This is a genomic window from Pedobacter frigoris (genome assembly GCF_032678645.1).
Lineage (GTDB): Bacteria > Bacteroidota > Bacteroidia > Sphingobacteriales > Sphingobacteriaceae > Pedobacter > Pedobacter frigoris_A.
The window spans coordinates 53,149-70,122 of sequence record NZ_JAVTSP010000011.1 but is presented as its reverse complement, the minus strand read 5'-3'; the positions used below and the strand labels follow the sequence as shown (position 1 = coordinate 70,122).

The window sequence follows — 16,974 nt, the reverse complement described above, 5'->3', positions numbered from 1 at the left end:
GGAGGTTTCGGCAATAGTAGCCAGGTAATTTTGAAACCAGCTGTCCACTCATTTCGCTTCAAAGTGTGCAATAAATAATCTTCAAACTATCCACTTGACTGATTTTAAGCACATTAGGTGAATTTCTGTTAGGGTCTGAACTCTTTAGTCGTAACTCTGATTTTAAGGGCGTAGTGAAGCGCTAATGGTCAGAATTTTTGATTGAGAAAGGTTTTATGTAGAGCGAGTGAGATGAGGGGCTGAGAATGTTACTTCACGCCGTAGGATCTGCCTGGATACGGAGCATACCCCATCCAAAAACTACGGCTGCTGTCTGGAAAAATTAAAGTGGACACTTTGGTCTGAAAAGGACTGAACACTATTGCCGGAATCTCCACTTTCATCAGGATAGGGTATCAAATCTATAAAGGCAAGGAGTCGCCTTATAATGCTGCGGTAGCTTATCACCTGGAAAATGCGGTGACGGGTATTTATCCCAACCTGCTGATTGACTTTGAGGAAGTGGTGGTAAGTAAGGGTGATTTGTTGCCGGTATACTATGGCGAAGTGTCCAGTGCGGTAGATCATGAGGTGAAGTTTGAGTGGCTGAACAATGCGCCGGTAGGTAGTGTGGATCTGACGGATAAAGCTACAGTGATGGTGTACAATCCTGATAAGGAATTGTTTGTTGCACTGTCTGGTGCTGCGGCAAGATCGGCGCTGACTTATACGCTAGGATTGCCTGCGGACTTTGTGGGGGACACGGTACATGCGTACATGTACTTCGTGAGTGCTGATGGGAAGAGGAGTAGTGACAGTGTTTATTTGGGAGTGGTGACGGTTGTCGCGTAATTAGTTCTGAAAACTTAATGGTGAACTCCTCGAAGGCTACGCCAGCTAAGGCCTTGCAGGCCAAACCTGCCTGATGCCTTTACGGAGTCACCTTAAGTTTTCTCTAAGCGAACTAATCCGCTAAACCGAATCCGACCTAAGGAGGAAAGGGAAACATTTAAATCAAAAAGGAAAATGGCAACATATAAAAAAGGAATAAACGGAGCGTTTAATGGGAAACTTGGAACGGTAGTAGGAATAAAATGGAGGGGTGGTAATTACATGCGTAGCTTGCCCAGGAAATCAGGCAAGCCGGCTACGGAGGCACAGCTGAATCAGCGGTTTGTATTTGCGTTGGTAAACGGTTGGCTGCGTCCGCTCAGGGATTTGATATGGATAGGCTTTCAGAGCTTTAAAGGAACAAAAACGCCAATGAACGCAGCAGTGTCTTTGGTAATGAAGGAGGCTATTACAGGTGAAAATCGGGCAAATTACGCGATTGAATTTGCTAAGGTGATCCTGAGCCGGGGAGAGTTACTGATTTCTATCATTAGGGAAGTCATCAAATTGATTGATGATCTGCTGAATATCAAATGGGAAAGCGCTCCCGAGTCAGTATTTTGCAAAGGAAGTGACCGGGCTACCTTTGTGGTATATAGCCCTTCGAATGGGCAGTTTATCACCTTCAAGGATATAGCCGAAAGAGCAGATGGGGAGGTGACCTTACAATTGCCGCCGGGTTTTAGAGATAATACATTGCACTGCTGGATGAGTTATGTAAATGAAGCCGGTGATGCCGTAAGTACGAGCATTTATGTGGGGGAGTTGTCAGAACATTAAATTAAAAATATTTAATTGATAGATAATTCCTATAATTGCCGATGTAACCAAATAATTACGGGACGCCCACCCAATGAACAAGAAAGATCTTCCTATTGTTGATGACATCTCCATACATAGCTTGTGGTGGGAAGCTATGTGCACGGGAGATAAAAAAGCTTTTCTGGATTTATATAAAGGTCTTTATCGCAGTCTTTCTGTTTTTGGCCTCAGGGTTTGTTCTGACCCTGATGTCGTTAGTGATACAGTAAATCAGGTTTTCCTGGAGTTGTGGGAGAAACACGAATTCCTGCCCAGAGTAGATCAGGTAGAATCCTATTTGAGAACAATCCTTAAAAGAAAGATTCTAAAACAGATCGGCCATCAGCAAAAATTAGACAGGGTCATTTCTGCAATTGCAAAAGATGGAGAACTGACCGAAATGCCTTATGAAGAACTTATCGTAAAGATCCAGTCGGATGACCTGGTAAAAAGGCGGCTAAGTCAGGCATTGGAGAAACTCAGTCTCCAACAGCGTAAATTAGTTCAATTGCGATTCTATGAAGGATTGAGCTATGAGGAAGTTGCAGCAACTGCTCAGCTGACTGTCCGTACTGCATATAACACTATTTATGAGGCGTTAAAGATTCTTAGGAAATATTTAATTCATTAACTTACAGTGTTTTATAAAGTTTTTTAAAAAAAGACCGGTAAAAATCAAACAATTCGGGAACTGATATATAAAAGGCAGCCGAATGATTAACGATTATTTACAACCAGAGGATTTTTTAATGGATGACACCTTCAAGAAATACTGCGAAGGCAGTGATGAAAGGTGTATCCAGTTTTGGGAAAAATGGGTTATTGATAATCCTTCAAAATCGCATCTGGTAGAGAAGGCACGGTACATGTACCAAGTACTAAGTGCTAACATAACTCCCCTGAATGTTCAGGTAAATAAGATCAATGAAGCGATACAGCCGCAAAAACAATTGCGGAAGCGTCGTATTTTGTGGTATGGTGCCGCCGCTGCATGCCTGGTTGCAGTGTTGATGGCCGGATTGTTTTATTTAAACAAAGCGGCAAAACCTATACTTTATTCAAAAGCGTTCGAAGCCAGTTTTGGAAGTAAGAAAAAAATTGTCCTCCCTGATGGAACAAAAGTTTACCTCAATTCGGGAAGTGAGGTCCAAATGGAAGAAGGTTTCAATGAAGAAACCAGATCGGTGAAATTAATCGGGGAAGCATTTTTCGACGTGGCGCATAATAAAGAAAAACCTTTTAAAGTGCTGACCGATAATTTTAATGTGACTGTTTTGGGAACAGTATTCAATTTAAAAGCCTATCCAGGTGAGGGATTCTCAGAGGCATCTCTGATTAAAGGTTCTATCAAAGTAGAGAGTAATGGCGATCAGGAAAATGGTGGCCAGGTAAATACAGTGACTTTACGGCCTGGACAGAAAATCATGTTTTATAAAGCAGAGCGAAATTCAAATGGCCGGGAGATTGCTTTGCCGCAACTTCCCAAAGTTGAGATGGGCCACCTGACTAAGCTTGATACCACAATAGTGGAAACAGCCTGGGTAGATGATAACCTCGTTTTTAACTCACTTACCTGGAAGGAAATGGAGCCAATAATGGAACGCTGGTACGGTGTTGAGATAGAATTAGGAGATGAAACCGTTGCCGGTTATCAATATACTGCGACTTTTACCAAAGAAAATATTCTGGATGTTCTTAAACACCTTCAGGAAGTAAAATTATTTAAATATAATATGAAAGGAGGGCGGATCACCATTACGAAATAACCAAAACTAACAAACCAGAAAGACCAAAAATATAAAGGGGCGATGCTGGAACACCACCCCTAAGATTTTTTGATTCTTTATGTGATCGGGTATGTCACGTATGCAAATAGTAAATACCTCAATCAAGCTAACCAAAAAAACAAAAGTATGATAAATTATTACTTCACCAAAGAGCCATCCTGGAAACGAGTGCGCTCCAAACTCATTTTGACAATGAAACTGACATTTTTAATGGTGATGATCGCCTGCTTAAATGTATCTGCTAAGGTTTTTTCACAAGAGAAGCTCTCTTTTGACATGAAGAACATGCAGTTGAGTAAGGCCCTTAAATTAATAGAGAAACAAAGCTCATTTCGCTTTGTGTACAGTCCAACTGAAGGACCTTTTGATAAACAAATAAGCGTAAAAGTAAATAAAGCTCCGATAGCCGACATTCTGGATCAGCTATTAGAAGGTACTGCACTAGTGTATCGCATTGAGGAAAATAATCTGATTACCATCGCCTCAAAAAGTAATATGCTAAAGGATATTACTGTAACTGGTATTGTAACAGATGCTACAGGGGTTCCGTTACCGGGGGTAAGTGTTAGCGTAAAGGGCGTAAAAGGTCTTGGTGCAATGACCGATGGAACCGGGAAATTCAGCCTTAAGGTTCCGGACAATGCGATATTGGTATTCTCCTTTATAAGCTTTGAAACACAGGAGGTTGCTGCAGTTGCAGGAACTACAATGCGTATTCAACTTAAAGAATCAAACAATAACCTTGATGAAATCGTAGTGCAGGCTTATGGTACAACTACAAAAAGAAAGGCAACCAGTGCAATTAGCACATTGGATATGAACAATGTGGCTCCACTGCCGGTACAGTCTATCAATGATGCTGTCGCAGGAAGGTTGCCCGGAGTGATTGTTACCGCCAGCAATGGTGCGCCAGGAACAAAGAGTAGCATTTCTATACGTGGACAAAGCCCTATTTATGTAATCGATAACATTGTGCGTTCTGGTAACGATTTTGCGAACTTAAATCCGAATGATATTGAAAGTTATTCGATATTAAAAGATGCGGGCGCTACTGCGTTGTATGGTAATCAGGGAGCTAATGGTGTGGTATTAGTGACTACAAAGAGGGGTAAAGAGGGCGTGACAAATATCAATTATGCGTATAATCAAATATTTTCTGAGCCTACACTGTTCCCAGAAAAAATTAGCTCTTACGATCAGGCAGTAGCATTAAACAGGTTGTATGCTGATGAGGGAAGAAGCCCTTTCAGATCTGAGGCCGACCTAGAAAAGTTACGCACTGGATCAGATCCGTTTAATTTTCCAAATACTGATTGGCAAGCATTGACGATGAAAAAATTCGCACCTGAAATGCGCCATGATTTGTCAGTTACGTCAGGCACAAAGAAGTTAACTTATTATGCCGGCCTATCTTATTACGACCAGGGAAGTATTTTAAAAACGGATAACAATTATAACAAACGTACCACTTACCGTTTAAATACTACAAGTGAATTTGAGAACATAAATCTTAAGGTTACAGCAGGATTGGATGGCTTTATTGAAAGCAATCTTCAACCTGGTGCAGGTTATGGTAATATATATAGTCACATTCAAAATAGAGGATCGGCTCAATTGGCTGTTAACGAGTTTGGTTTACCAACTACCCAGCCTGACAACCCTGTAAGGGAACTAGATCCTCAATCTGGATATAACAAATCATTTGCGAAAATTTTAAATACCAATTTAGGTTTGGAATATGCTGCTCACTTTCTGGATGGTTTGAGATTTAAGGTAAATGGGACTTATACCACGTATAATAATGTAAGTAAAGGCTGGAATTATCTTGCTCCGGCATACAATTTAAATAGTACTACGCCTATATATGGTAATCCGCCAAGCTTAAGTGTTGGACAAGGACAAGGAAGTACATTAACTTTACAAGGGTATGTGCTTTATAATAAAACATTTGGAGACCATAGCATTGATTTTACAGGTGTATATGAACAACAAAGGGATGAATCATCAAGTATTTCTGGAAGCAAAAGGAATTACCAGATCATTTTTGATCAATTGGTGGCTGGGCCTGCCCTGGATCAGTCTGTAGGTGGCGGAGAGTCTGAAGCCGCGAGAGCAGGGGTGCTAGGACGACTAAATTATAGCTACAAATCCAGATATTCTATTGAGGGATCAGTAAGAAGGGATGGCGATTATTTGTTTCCTCCTGGTAAGCAATGGGGTACCTTTTATGCCGTTTCTGCAAACTACATCATCTCTGATGAGCCATTTATGCAGTCTTTAAAAGAAAAACACATCTTAGATTTTCTAAAACTAAGAGGTTCCTACGGCGTTTTAGGTGATAAGTCGGGCGTCGCTGCTTTTGATTATGTGCCTTCTTATGGCATCAATGCTACAGCTTATGTGGTAAACGGAAATTTGGTACAAGGAACTTCTGAGCCGGGAAGTTTGCCTAGCAACACTTATTCATGGCAAACAGTAGCTAGTCGCGATATAGCGTTAGAGTTCGCTACTTTAAACAATAGATTGAGCGGTACATTTGATTATTATTATACACGAAGGACAGGCTATGTTACCGGCGATCCACGCTATTCGGAAACATTGGGCATAGGCTTGCCGAGGATCAATTTTAAAGAGGGTGCAAGGCGTACAGAGGGGTTTGATTTTAATATCAATTGGGACAGTAAAGTAGGTGATTTGACCTATAAAATAGGACTGAACTTTACTCGCTATAATTCTCTTTGGGAACGTAATCCGGGTGATAGTGACGCTACTCTGAAAAACCCTTATACCAGATTAACTAATAGAACTGATGCATACTTGCAAACTGGTTACCTAAATAATGGGTTATATACTTCAAATGATCAGTTGTTAACCGGCGCTCGCCGTGTCAGTTCCACTAATGTAGTAGCAGGAGATTTGAGGTTTCAGGATATCAATGGCGATGGACAACTTACTGGTGATGATCAAATAAGAATAGGGAATAATGTTTTTCCGCGAACCAATTACGGAGTAACGGTTGATTTGGGTTATAAGGGATTCTCATTTAGTGCTGTAGTGCAGGGCGCGGGCAATCGTGACAGATATATAGGTAACGTGATAAACGGTGCGGATCTGCAGAATCAGTTCTTTTACTCTTTTCAAACTGATTACTGGCGTCCTGATAACACAGATGCTCTTTTTCCAAGAGCCATTAGTGGAAGTACTGTAAACGGTGGCAATAGTTTTGTCGCCACTGATTACTGGTTAATTAAGTCAAAATATGTTCGCTTAAAATATGTGCAGTTGGGTTACGATTTCAAAGAAGGAATGCTTAAAAAAGGGCCTTTTCAGAAATTGCGTTTATTTGTCTCAGGTACAAACTTGCTAGCCTCATCTAACAGCATGAAGTATTTTATAGATCCTGAATCGGACACCAATAATTATAATTATCCTATCCAACGCACTTTCGCAGTAGGCTTGAATGTAGGTTTTTAATCAATTTATGTGAATATTATGAAAAAGATTATATTGAGTATTGGAGTTTTGGTCGCTTTAGGATCCTTAAACTCTTGTAAAAAAGTCCTGGATGCTGACCCTTTAAGTTTAATCAGCCCGGAAGTGGTATGGAGCTCTAAAGCCAATGCCGAGACGTTCATATTTGCTACTTATGGTATCATGAATACTTATAGAAGCGGCCTTAGAGATGTGAATACTTTGGGAGATGCTTATACCTCAAATATCGTTACCGCATATGATAGTGGTAACGCTGTGTTTCCAATTTTCTCAGAAACGTTAACCAATAGAAGCGACTATGGATTTAACAATTGGGGATCAATTCGCCGATGCAATGTTATCATTAAAAATGTCACTGCATCTACCGGAATAACTGATGCTGATAAAAAGACGCTGATTGCAGAAGCTAAGTTTTTAAGAGCAATGTCTTATTATCATATCGCCAGAAGAACTGGGCGTATTGTATGGATAGATAAAGTGTTAACTGAAAATGATGAATTGAAATTGCCTAGCACAGCAAATCCAACAGAAAGTTACACTTACATCATTAAAGATTTGGAAGATGCAGTTGCTGATTTGCCAACCACTAAGTTGTCAGGCAGGGCCAATAAATATGTAGCGGCAGCATTTTTAACCGAGGTATGTCTGCAAGCCGCAGCCTATAAAAACTATCCGGCAGCACCAAATGTAGCTGCAAACGATCCGTTATTGGATAAAGTAATCGCTAACGCGCAAATTGTTGTAGGCGGTGGTTATGCTTTAGAAGCGGACTACGAAGGTATGTTTAACGAAACCAAAAGCACTTCTAACGAAATCATTTTTGCACTTTATAACAAAGCAATTAACACTTCCGTTTCCAGCACCCCAATGCAGTTCAAGGTTCCTAATATTAAACCAGAGACAATTGTAAATTTCGGCGGTTCACCAATGTTTAATAAGCCCGTTCCTTTTGAATGCTGGCCGGAAAATTTCCCTACCCAGAATCTTACGGATGATTATTTGACTGTTGACAAGGCTGATCCGGCTAAAGTTGTGGCATGGAACCAGACATCGCAATATCTCAATGCTATAGATGAAGGCGTAAATGTAATTGCACCGTTCACCAGAACTGGCTTCCCTGATGATAAAACGGCCAAATTGAACAACGACGTTGTGATAAAAATGGGACGCATTAAAGCCGGTAGTAGTGAAACTATGTTGACGCTAACTAACGAGAATAGGGATGCAAGATGGAAAGCTGCAATAATCAGTGATAATACCACATTTTATAACGAGTTATTCACTACATCTTTAAAAGGTAATTCTGGAAGGTTTTTGGGAACTATTAATGGAGGAGGATATGATTGCACATTAAGCAACATGTACTGGCGTAAAGGTTTATACACCAATATTGCTCCGTCATTTGTAAATACTGTAAGTACCGATTTCCATTTCGTATTGATGCGCCTAGGTAGGGTATATTTAAATTTAGCGGAAGCCTATCTGCTAAAAGGGGATGTAGCTAATGCTGTCTTAAATTTAAATAAAACAAGAACTTTTCATGGCAAAATTCCTGGGGCTCTTGTGGGTACGTCAGCAGATGCCTGGAAAGATTACAAAAGAGAGAGAAGGGTGGAACTGGCTGAAGAAAATGACTATTATTATAGTTTGTTGAGATGGGGTAGATTCGGAGGAGATGCAAACGATGGATTACCTTCAGGACAATCAATCAAAGAACTGACAGAACCAATTCGTGTGATGGACGTATCAAAAGACCACAAGTCATTCTCTATCGTTACCGGGCCATTTGGCAGGCAGTTTAATGATAGGAAATTTGATCCTTCAAGAAGATATCTATTTCCAATAGCTCAAGTTTATATTGATAATAACCCCGCTTTTGGCCCTCAAAACCCAGGTTGGTAAAAAATTAAATATTGTATCATGAAAAGAAAAATTAAATATATCTCATTTCTTATAATGGCGGTGGTAACGTTAAGTTTGTCATCCTGCTTAAAAGACAATTTAAAGGATTATCCCTTGTTCGACACCAACGAAATCACATTAGTAAATGTGGAACATCGTTACAACGGTACGGCAACAATGAATGGACAACCAGTTGTCGCTTATCAAAAATTGAATGTGACGCAAACAATTAATAAGGATGCAGGAACAATAAACGTCGTGATCTCTGTCCCTGCGGCGACAACAAGCTTTCCGGCAGCTGAAAAGGCAAAAGTAAGTCAAACTAAACTTTGGTTTTACTTAAATATTTCGACTGCTGCAACCATTGCACCGGCAGACGGAACACCTGCCCTTGGCGATCCTACAGATGCTACAAAGCCTTTAAAATACATCGTTAAGGCGGCTAATGGTGCAACCAGGACCTGGACGATCAACGTAACTGCTTTTAATCCTTAAATCTTAATATTTAAAACTATGAAAACACTAAAATTAACGATCGCATTGCTTTTGTTCTGCTCCATGGGAGCACTGGCTCAAGCTTTACCATTGGGTTCAAATAATTATTCTGGAAGTGCTTCTGTTAACTTCGAGACTCATAATGTATCTATCGACTTTTATCTTACCGGAGGCCATCCCTATCCATTTGCAGTGGGAACCTCCACGTTTGATGGTAACCCGATGACATATTTGAGATATGATAGTTCGCTTGGGCTTTGTTACGAAATTTACGTAGGAACGGCCAGATACATAGTGTACCTACAGGTCAATTATGATAGCTATTCTAATGAATACTATTATCCCTATTCACCTAGTGGGCCGGTAATGATTGAAAAACAAGGTTGGTAACCCAATCATAAAAATACTAAACTTAGGTAAGTTAGTAGTTAAATTGGTGAGGGTGCAGCTAGTTACTGTACCCTCTTTTTTCTTTACAATTCACGTTTTCATCAAACACACACAGATGAAATTTATAACACCAGTCACTTTATGTATTCTCTTTGGCATTTCGGCTTATGCCCAGGAAATACCATATTCTGTATCAAAACAACTCTGGCCGGATGTATTAGGTAACCATCGGGCAGTAATTTCAGTCGGCAAAAATACTGATGCTGCTGAAGTAAAAATAGAATGGCGAAGGAGAGATCTGGATGCTGATCAAAAAGCCATTATCATCACCGATGAAAAAGGAAATCAAATAGATAATATTTACAGGGTTAACATTAGCCGGGAAGAAGGGCATTTTGTTTTTCAACCCACAAGTGGTGCTGGTAAATACTTTGTTTACTACTATGCCTGGAGCGGGCGTAAAGGCAATGGCGGATTTTCAGGCAATTACCTGAAAAAAGAAAAAGAGCCTAATAAGGATTGGGTTACAAAAAATAATTTAACGAGTGGTCAGTTAAAGCTGGATCAGGCCAAAGTGATGGAGATGCAATCCCGAACTGCTTTTGATAGCTTTTTCCCAATGGAAATCGTGGCAAAGAAATCGGAAGTAGAAAGCCTGGTAAAAAAATCTTCAGCGCCTTATCTGGTGTTTCCGGAAGACCGGAAATTCCCGATTAAGATGTATGATGATATCCCTTACAAATGGGTCATTAAAGGCTCGCCCTCATTATTCACAGCTACTGCACAGCGTAATGAATACTATGTGTTTCAATTAGGAGTATTTGCTTCTATACAGGATCTAAAGAATGTTAAAATAGAATATATCAAGTCGCCCTTTGCAGCTACCTGCTTCAATACCGAAGGTTATGATACAAAGGGAAACTTTTTTACAAAGATCGTAGATGTTAAAAAGGGTAAAGTGCAACCTTTATGGATTGGTCTGGATATACCAAAGGATGCTAAGCCAGGATTAAAAGAATTCCAGGTTAAAGTAAAACCAGAAAATGCATCTGCTAAGATCATCAATGTAAAGATAAATGTGATGGATGAGGTACTGGCAAACCGTGGAGATGATGAAACATGGAGGCACTCCCGATTAAGGTGGCTGAATTCTAAATTAGGAATTGACAACAAGGTCGTCAAGCCATATCGTAATCTCGAAGTTAAAGATCAGAGAATTTCGGCCTTAAGTGGGCAGGTCACCTTGAAAAAGGATGGACTGCCATCTATAATTATGGCGAACGGAAATGCATTGCTCGCCGGACCATTGACATTTAATATTTTGATGGACAATCAGGCGGTTACTTTTAACCGCCATGATTTCCGGTTTTTAAAGCAGGAAGGAGGCAAAGTCAGCTGGGAGAGTACCATGCTCAATGACAAACTGAAACTAATATGCCGCGCAAGTATGGAAGCTGATGGATACCTGCGTTATAAAATCAGTGTAAGCCCGTTGAGAGAAACAACTCTGGACGACATCAATCTGCAAATTCCTGTAAAAAAGGAAATGGCAAAATATTTTATGGGCATGGGATTGCCTGGAGGTAAATCTCCGGAAAATTACGACTGGAAGTGGAAAGGACCTCAGGATTCCTATTGGATAGGTGATGTGAATGCTGGTCTGTTTTGCGAAATGCGTGGAGCATCCTATAGTGGGCCACTATTAAATCTTTACCATCCTGCTCCCCCTCCAGCCTGGTATAACAATAACCTTGGTGGATTTAATATTTCTGAGAAAGGCAATGTGGTGAACGCCCGGACTTATAGCGGTGCCAGAACAATGAAGGCGGGTGAGACTTTGGATTTTGAATTTGCCATGCTCATTACGCCGGTAAAACCATTGGATACAAAAGGGCAGTTTGTAAACAGGTATTACCACGATGGGAGTCATCCAGAACCGCCCCTGAGCATTTTAGAATCAGGGGTTAAAATCATCAATGTACACCATGCAAATCAGATCAATCCATATATCAATTATCCTTTTGGTAGTGTAGATAGTATCAAACGGTTTGTATCAGACTGGCACAAAAGAGGTGTAAAAACGAAGCTGTATTATACCATCCGAGAGTTGAGCAATCAGGCGACAGAACTTTGGGCTTTACGTAGTTTAGGTACGGAAGTGCTGGCTGATGGAAATGGTGGTGGATATACCTGGCTGAGGGAACATTTGGGCTCCAATTATAATGCGCAATGGTTCACCCCAATTAACGGAATGGAGGCTTGCGACGCAGCGATTTTAACCAGCGGCGAATCCAGATGGTACAACTACTACGTGGAAGGCCTACAGTGGATGATTAAAAATACAGACATCGATGGGTTGTATCTGGACGACGTTTCTTTCGATCGTGATTTATTGAAAAGGGTAAGGAAGGTGATGGATATGGTGAAGCCGGGTTGTATCCTGGATCTTCACTCCAATACTGGTTTTTCTAAAGGACCGGCGACCCAGTATATGGAGTTCTTTCCTTACATCAATAAGCTATGGTTTGGGGAGAGTTTCCAATATGACAAAATGCCTCCTGAAAACTGGCTTGTAGAGGTTTCGGGAATACCATATGGTTTGATGGGCGATATGCTGCATGCAGGCGGAAATCCCTGGAGAGGAATGGTGTATGGAATGACGGTTCGTTATCCCTGGTTTACCGAAGGGGTGAACTGCGATCCGCGTGAAATCTGGAAAGTGTGGGATTCTTTTGGGATTGCAGATGCTAAAATGATGGGGTATTGGGAAAAAGGAACACCAGTACGTACCAGCGATCCGGGTGTTTTAGCGACTGTATACCTTAAGCACGACAAAATCTTGATCTCACTGGCTAGCTGGAATAAAAATGCTACTGCTGTAAATTTAAATATTGACTGGAAAAAAATAGGCTGGGAACCTGAAGATAGAATTGTGTGCCCGGCAATAGAGAATTTTCAACAGGGAAAAAGCTTTGGTTTAAATGAAGCCATAGCGGTAGATCCTGTTAAGGGTTATCTGCTGATTATTAATAAGAAAAAATAGAATGATGTTTTCATAGGATTGTCCATTAAAACAAGGGTATTGTTTATTGCCTGGATTTTTAGGAGGCCTTATATTTAATTTATGGGAATACCCATGCTATTAATCAAAGCACAAATGAATAAAGAACAAAACACACAAATATGTTTAAACTTAAATTAATACTGGCAGCACTTTGTATGTGTCTGGCTTACATAGCAAATGCCCAGGTGTATGAAATTGATGCCAGCACTAAAGCTGTTAAGGAAAAAATTGTGCTGCCTTTCAAAGGTCAAAACCCTGCGGGAGTCACCTTATCAGTAAATAACAAATATTTTGAGAAGAATGGCAAACCCTGGTTTCCCGTCATGGGAGAGCTGCATTACAACCGGGTGCTGCCACAACAATGGGAAAAGGAAATCATTAAGATGAAAAGTGGCGGGGTGTCTATTGTGGCTACCTACGTGTTTTGGAATGAACATGAAAATCCAAAAGGAGTATGGGACTGGAAAAATAACCGTGACATTAGAAGATTTGTCGAATTGTGTGCTCGTCACAATATGCTCGTTTGGTTGCGCATTGGGCCATGGAGTCACGGTGAACAGCTAAATGGTGGTTTCCCGGATTGGATTCAAAAAATGAAAGGTCATAGAAGCAACAATCCTGAATACATTGCTGAATCAGTTAAGCTTTTCCAACAGATTGGCCTGCAAACTAAGGGATTGTATTTTAAAGATGGCGGGCCGATCATCGGTACTCAGCTTGAGAATGAATATGCATCTGGACAGGCGGGACACATCACCAAGCTAAAAGAGATGGCACTGGCGGCCAACATCACTCCTGTGTTTTGGAGCATCACAGCCAATACCATCTTCGACGATAAGAAAATGGAAGTAATTCCTTTGCAGGGTGCTTACGCTTACCGTGGCTGGGAAAGAGCAGGGGGAAAACCTACTAAGGATTTTCTTTATGGAAATGATCAGTGGATCATGACGGATGCCCTTGGCAAAGTGTTTTATGATGTAAACATGTTTCCAAAAGGCATGTGTGAGCAGGGTGCAGGTAGTCAGATGACCTTTAGTAATCGATTCATTGTAAAACCAGAAGTAATCGAAGCTCATGTACAAAACCAGGTTGGCAGGGGGATGAACCTGATGGGTTATTACATGTTTCATGGTGGTACCCAAACTCCCGGACTGGAAGAACCAGGTCATCCATTTAGCTATGATTTTCAAGCGCCAATAGACGAATTCGGGTTGCTAAGACCTTCTTACAAGTATTTAAAAATTCTGCACACCTTTATTAATGATTTCGGAACTGATCTTGCAGCTATGCAGGTTTTCGAAGCGGAAAATCCGGTACGTAATGAGTTGGATACGACAAATCTGAGATATATCGTTCGTGCCAACAATGGCAGTGGGTTCCTGTTTATGGGCAATACACAGGTACGGGTAAATATGCCAGATAAAAAAGTAAGCGTGAAAGTAAAACTGGATCAGGAAACTATCACCTTTCCTTCTTTGCTTTTACAAGGACAAACGACGGCAATTTTACCTTTTAATATGAAGGTAGGTACGTCCTTGATTAAATATGTGACTGCACAGCCGCTTGCCAGATTTGTAAATGGCAAGACCACGACTATAATCTTTCAGGAATTGCCAGGTGTGAATCCGCAACTTGCTTTTGATGCAGCGAGTATAGCTAGCAAAAGTTTTGAAGGATGGGCGACCGAAAAATCAGGCGGGATGGTGCAGCTGAAAGCTGGAAACAACAAAGCACTCATCGTAAAAGATAAAGCAGGAAATACAATTTCACTGGTGTTCCTTAGCCGCAAACAAGCAGAAAACTCATGGCGTTTAAAATTAAAAGGTCAGGATGCGCTGATCGTTTCAGATGCAGATGTACTGATAGAAGATAGTAAGGTTACGCTGCAACAATTAGGTAATGAAAACTTTAATGTTCAGGTTTATCCAAAGTCATTAAATGCCTTTACTGGTCTTAAACCTCAAGCCGGAAAGGTATTTGATAGCTATACAATTAAAACCGCTACATACGTGCCTAAAGTAACAATCGCCTATCCTGAAAAGGTAAACGCCATGGTTCAGCTGCCAAAAAGCTTGCCAGCCAACGTTGCAAGTTTAATTCTGAATGTTAATTATCTTGGCGGAAGTGCTTTGTTGTTTCAAAATGGAAAACACATCACAGATAATCTTTATAACGGAACAACCTGGAACATCGGACTTGAACGATTTATGAAAGGGGAAGAGATCGCCATTAAACTTCAGGATTGGAACAATAAAATTACAGGAGTGGCACCATCACTGGTAAAAGAGATAAGTGAAAAAGGCACTATGTTTAAAAACGTAAAAGCTGTGCCGCAATATCAAACAATTTTAAATGTAGCCAAATGAAAAGATTTTTAACTTACCTGCTGTTAGGCGGAAGTTTGCACATGAATGCCCAAACCGTAGATGTCACCAAATACGGTGTGGCACCCAATAGCTTTGCCGATGCCACTGAAGGGGTAAAAAAAGCAATCGAAACCGCGAAAGGTCAGGAACGTACAATAATTAATTTCCCAAAAGGGAGGTATGATTTTTGGCCTGATCAGGCAACAGAAACCAACTATTATATATCCAACACCTCATCCGAACAGGAGTTTCCGGTAAAGAAGCAAAAAGTAGGTTTGTTTTTAAAGGGGCTGAAAAATGTCACTATTGAAGGAAATGGTTCGGTTTTTATATTTCACGGGAAGATGATTACCTGGGTGATGGATGGCAGTGACAACATTGCAATTCGTAATGTTTCCATGAACTATGAACGTCCGGGCATGTCTGAGATGACCATTAAGGAAGTTACAGGGACGTCGGTGATTGCTAATGTACACCCTGATTCTAAGTTCGCGATCATCAATAACCGCCTGGAATGGTATGGAGAAAAGTGGATCACCAAGAACTACCACGCTGTATTGGTGAGGCCAGACCAGGGAATGTTGTTTTACAGCACCTGGGATCCATTTATGAAAAGCAAAGCAGAGATACTAGGACCGCTGCAGGTAAAATTCTCGGGTGATTTTTCAAAGTTTAAAGCGCAGCCGGGAGATGTTTTAACGATAAGGGATCGTTACCGTGATTATGTTGGGGCATTCAATTACCGTTCTAAAAACATCAGGTTGCAAAACGTTCACATGAATTCGATGCATGGTTTGGGTATTGTTTCTCAATTTTCGGAAAACCTGACTTACGACAGTGTTTATGTGGAGCCTGAGAATGGCAGCGGAAGGGTGATTGCTTCTTCGGCAGATGGTATGCATTTTTCGGGATGTAAAGGCCAGATCACCATCAATAACTGCAGGTTTAATGGCATGCATGACGATCCGGTGAATGTGCACGGTACTCATTTAAGGGTGACTGAAGTTGTTTCGCCAACTAGTCTGAAGCTGCGGTTTATGCACCATCAGAGTTATGGTTTCGATGCTTTTATCCCGGGAGATACTGTGGCCTACGTGCATAGTAAGTCTTTACAGATTTTTGAACAAGGGGTTATTAAGTCGGCCAAACTAATTTCTGAAAGAGAAATGCTGGTCGAAATGCAGAAGCCTTTTTCAGCAGAACTAAAAGCAGGTGATGCGCTTGAAAATGTGACCTGGACACCATCAGTTACTATAAAAAATTCGAGGTTCGAGGGTACGATATCCCGCGGTACGCTGATCACAACACGCCGTAAGGTGTTAATTGAAAACAATGTATACTACCGTACCGGAATGCATGCAATTTTAATCGAGAATGATGCAGAAGGCTGGTACGAATCCGGACCGGTGACCGACCTTACCATACGTAATAATCAATTTATAGAATGCGGGTTTAATTCTGCGCCTAATAATTACGTAATCAGTATTAATCCTCAAAATCATGAAATGCTGCCAAATTACTGGGTGCATAAAAACATCAGGATAGAGGGAAATACGTTCAAAATTTACGATAGTCCGATATTGTCTGCACAGAGTACAAGTGGACTCTACTTTACGAATAATAAGATAGCGTTAACAGATTTTTTACCTGCCAGAAATACCAGGCCTGCGATCAATCTGATCGGTTGTACAAAGGTGAGAATCAATGGAAACCTCTTTGATAAAACTGCCGCCTCTGGAATAGAAGCTAAAAAAATGGTTAAAACGGATATTAAATCCGATATTCCGTATCAAATTAAATAAACCTT

General features: G+C 40.7%; 11 protein-coding genes. All 11 read left to right on the top strand.

The features are described from left to right. Nucleotides 1–351 precede the first annotated feature (351 nt). Nucleotides 352–831, top strand: a complete 480-nt coding sequence (locus R2Q78_RS21740; protein ID WP_316794726.1) for a DUF6266 family protein — start codon at nt 352–354, stop codon at nt 829–831. Between the two features lie 174 nt (nt 832–1,005). Next, nucleotides 1,006–1,650 (top strand): DUF6266 family protein, encoded by a 645-nt coding sequence (locus tag R2Q78_RS21735; RefSeq protein WP_316794725.1) that lies wholly within the window; start codon nt 1,006–1,008, stop codon nt 1,648–1,650. Nucleotides 1,651–1,723: 73 nt separating this feature from the next. Next, nucleotides 1,724–2,302 carry an RNA polymerase sigma factor gene (locus R2Q78_RS21730; protein WP_316794724.1) on the top strand — a complete coding sequence of 193 codons (579 nt, stop codon included), beginning with the start codon at nt 1,724–1,726 and terminating at the stop codon, nt 2,300–2,302. 82 nt (nt 2,303–2,384) lie between these two features. After that, nucleotides 2,385–3,437, top strand: coding sequence for a FecR family protein (locus R2Q78_RS21725; protein WP_316794723.1), 1,053 nt, complete (start codon nt 2,385–2,387; stop codon nt 3,435–3,437). 213 nt (nt 3,438–3,650) lie between these two features. Next, a complete protein-coding gene (locus tag R2Q78_RS21720; protein WP_316794722.1) occupies nt 3,651–6,932 on the top strand; it encodes a SusC/RagA family TonB-linked outer membrane protein in 3,282 nt (1,093 codons plus the stop codon). An 18-nt stretch (nt 6,933–6,950) separates the two neighbouring features. Beyond that, nucleotides 6,951–8,852, top strand: a complete 1,902-nt coding sequence (locus R2Q78_RS21715) for a RagB/SusD family nutrient uptake outer membrane protein (protein ID WP_316794721.1) — start codon at nt 6,951–6,953, stop codon at nt 8,850–8,852. A gap of 18 nt (nt 8,853–8,870) precedes the next feature. Next, nucleotides 8,871–9,347, top strand: coding sequence for a DUF5018-related domain-containing protein (locus R2Q78_RS21710; RefSeq protein ID WP_316794720.1), 477 nt, complete (start codon nt 8,871–8,873; stop codon nt 9,345–9,347). An 18-nt stretch (nt 9,348–9,365) separates the two neighbouring features. Further along, entirely contained in the window at nt 9,366–9,737 is a 372-nt protein-coding gene (locus R2Q78_RS21705; protein ID WP_316794719.1) for a hypothetical protein, read from the top strand. A 115-nt stretch (nt 9,738–9,852) separates the two neighbouring features. After that, nucleotides 9,853–12,780: a glycoside hydrolase domain-containing protein gene (locus R2Q78_RS21700; RefSeq protein ID WP_316794718.1), complete on the top strand. Its 2,928-nt coding sequence runs from the start codon at nt 9,853–9,855 to the stop codon at nt 12,778–12,780. 140 nt (nt 12,781–12,920) lie between these two features. Further along, entirely contained in the window at nt 12,921–15,167 is a 2,247-nt protein-coding gene (locus tag R2Q78_RS21695) for a beta-galactosidase (protein WP_316794717.1), read from the top strand. Continuing rightward, nucleotides 15,164–16,969 (top strand): right-handed parallel beta-helix repeat-containing protein, encoded by a 1,806-nt coding sequence (locus R2Q78_RS21690; RefSeq protein ID WP_316794716.1) that lies wholly within the window; start codon nt 15,164–15,166, stop codon nt 16,967–16,969. The genes R2Q78_RS21695 and R2Q78_RS21690 overlap by 4 nt, the downstream gene beginning before the upstream one ends. The last annotated feature ends 5 nt before the right edge of the window (nt 16,970–16,974 follow it).

What these genes read in the sequence shown, in the direction of transcription:
- R2Q78_RS21720 (WP_316794722.1), top strand. Translation starts at nt 3,651, where the DNA reads ATGAAACTGACATTTTTAATGGTGATGATCGCCTGCTTAAATGTATCT.
- R2Q78_RS21705 (WP_316794719.1), top strand. Translation starts at nt 9,366, where the DNA reads ATGAAAACACTAAAATTAACGATCGCATTGCTTTTGTTCTGCTCCATG.
- R2Q78_RS21725 (WP_316794723.1), top strand. Translation starts at nt 2,385, where the DNA reads ATGATTAACGATTATTTACAACCAGAGGATTTTTTAATGGATGACACC.
- R2Q78_RS21695 (WP_316794717.1), top strand. Translation starts at nt 12,921, where the DNA reads ATGTTTAAACTTAAATTAATACTGGCAGCACTTTGTATGTGTCTGGCT.
- R2Q78_RS21710 (WP_316794720.1), top strand. Translation starts at nt 8,871, where the DNA reads ATGAAAAGAAAAATTAAATATATCTCATTTCTTATAATGGCGGTGGTA.
- R2Q78_RS21690 (WP_316794716.1), top strand. Translation starts at nt 15,164, where the DNA reads ATGAAAAGATTTTTAACTTACCTGCTGTTAGGCGGAAGTTTGCACATG.
- R2Q78_RS21700 (WP_316794718.1), top strand. Translation starts at nt 9,853, where the DNA reads ATGAAATTTATAACACCAGTCACTTTATGTATTCTCTTTGGCATTTCG.
- R2Q78_RS21715 (WP_316794721.1), top strand. Translation starts at nt 6,951, where the DNA reads ATGAAAAAGATTATATTGAGTATTGGAGTTTTGGTCGCTTTAGGATCC.
- R2Q78_RS21735 (WP_316794725.1), top strand. Translation starts at nt 1,006, where the DNA reads ATGGCAACATATAAAAAAGGAATAAACGGAGCGTTTAATGGGAAACTT.
- R2Q78_RS21730 (WP_316794724.1), top strand. Translation starts at nt 1,724, where the DNA reads ATGAACAAGAAAGATCTTCCTATTGTTGATGACATCTCCATACATAGC.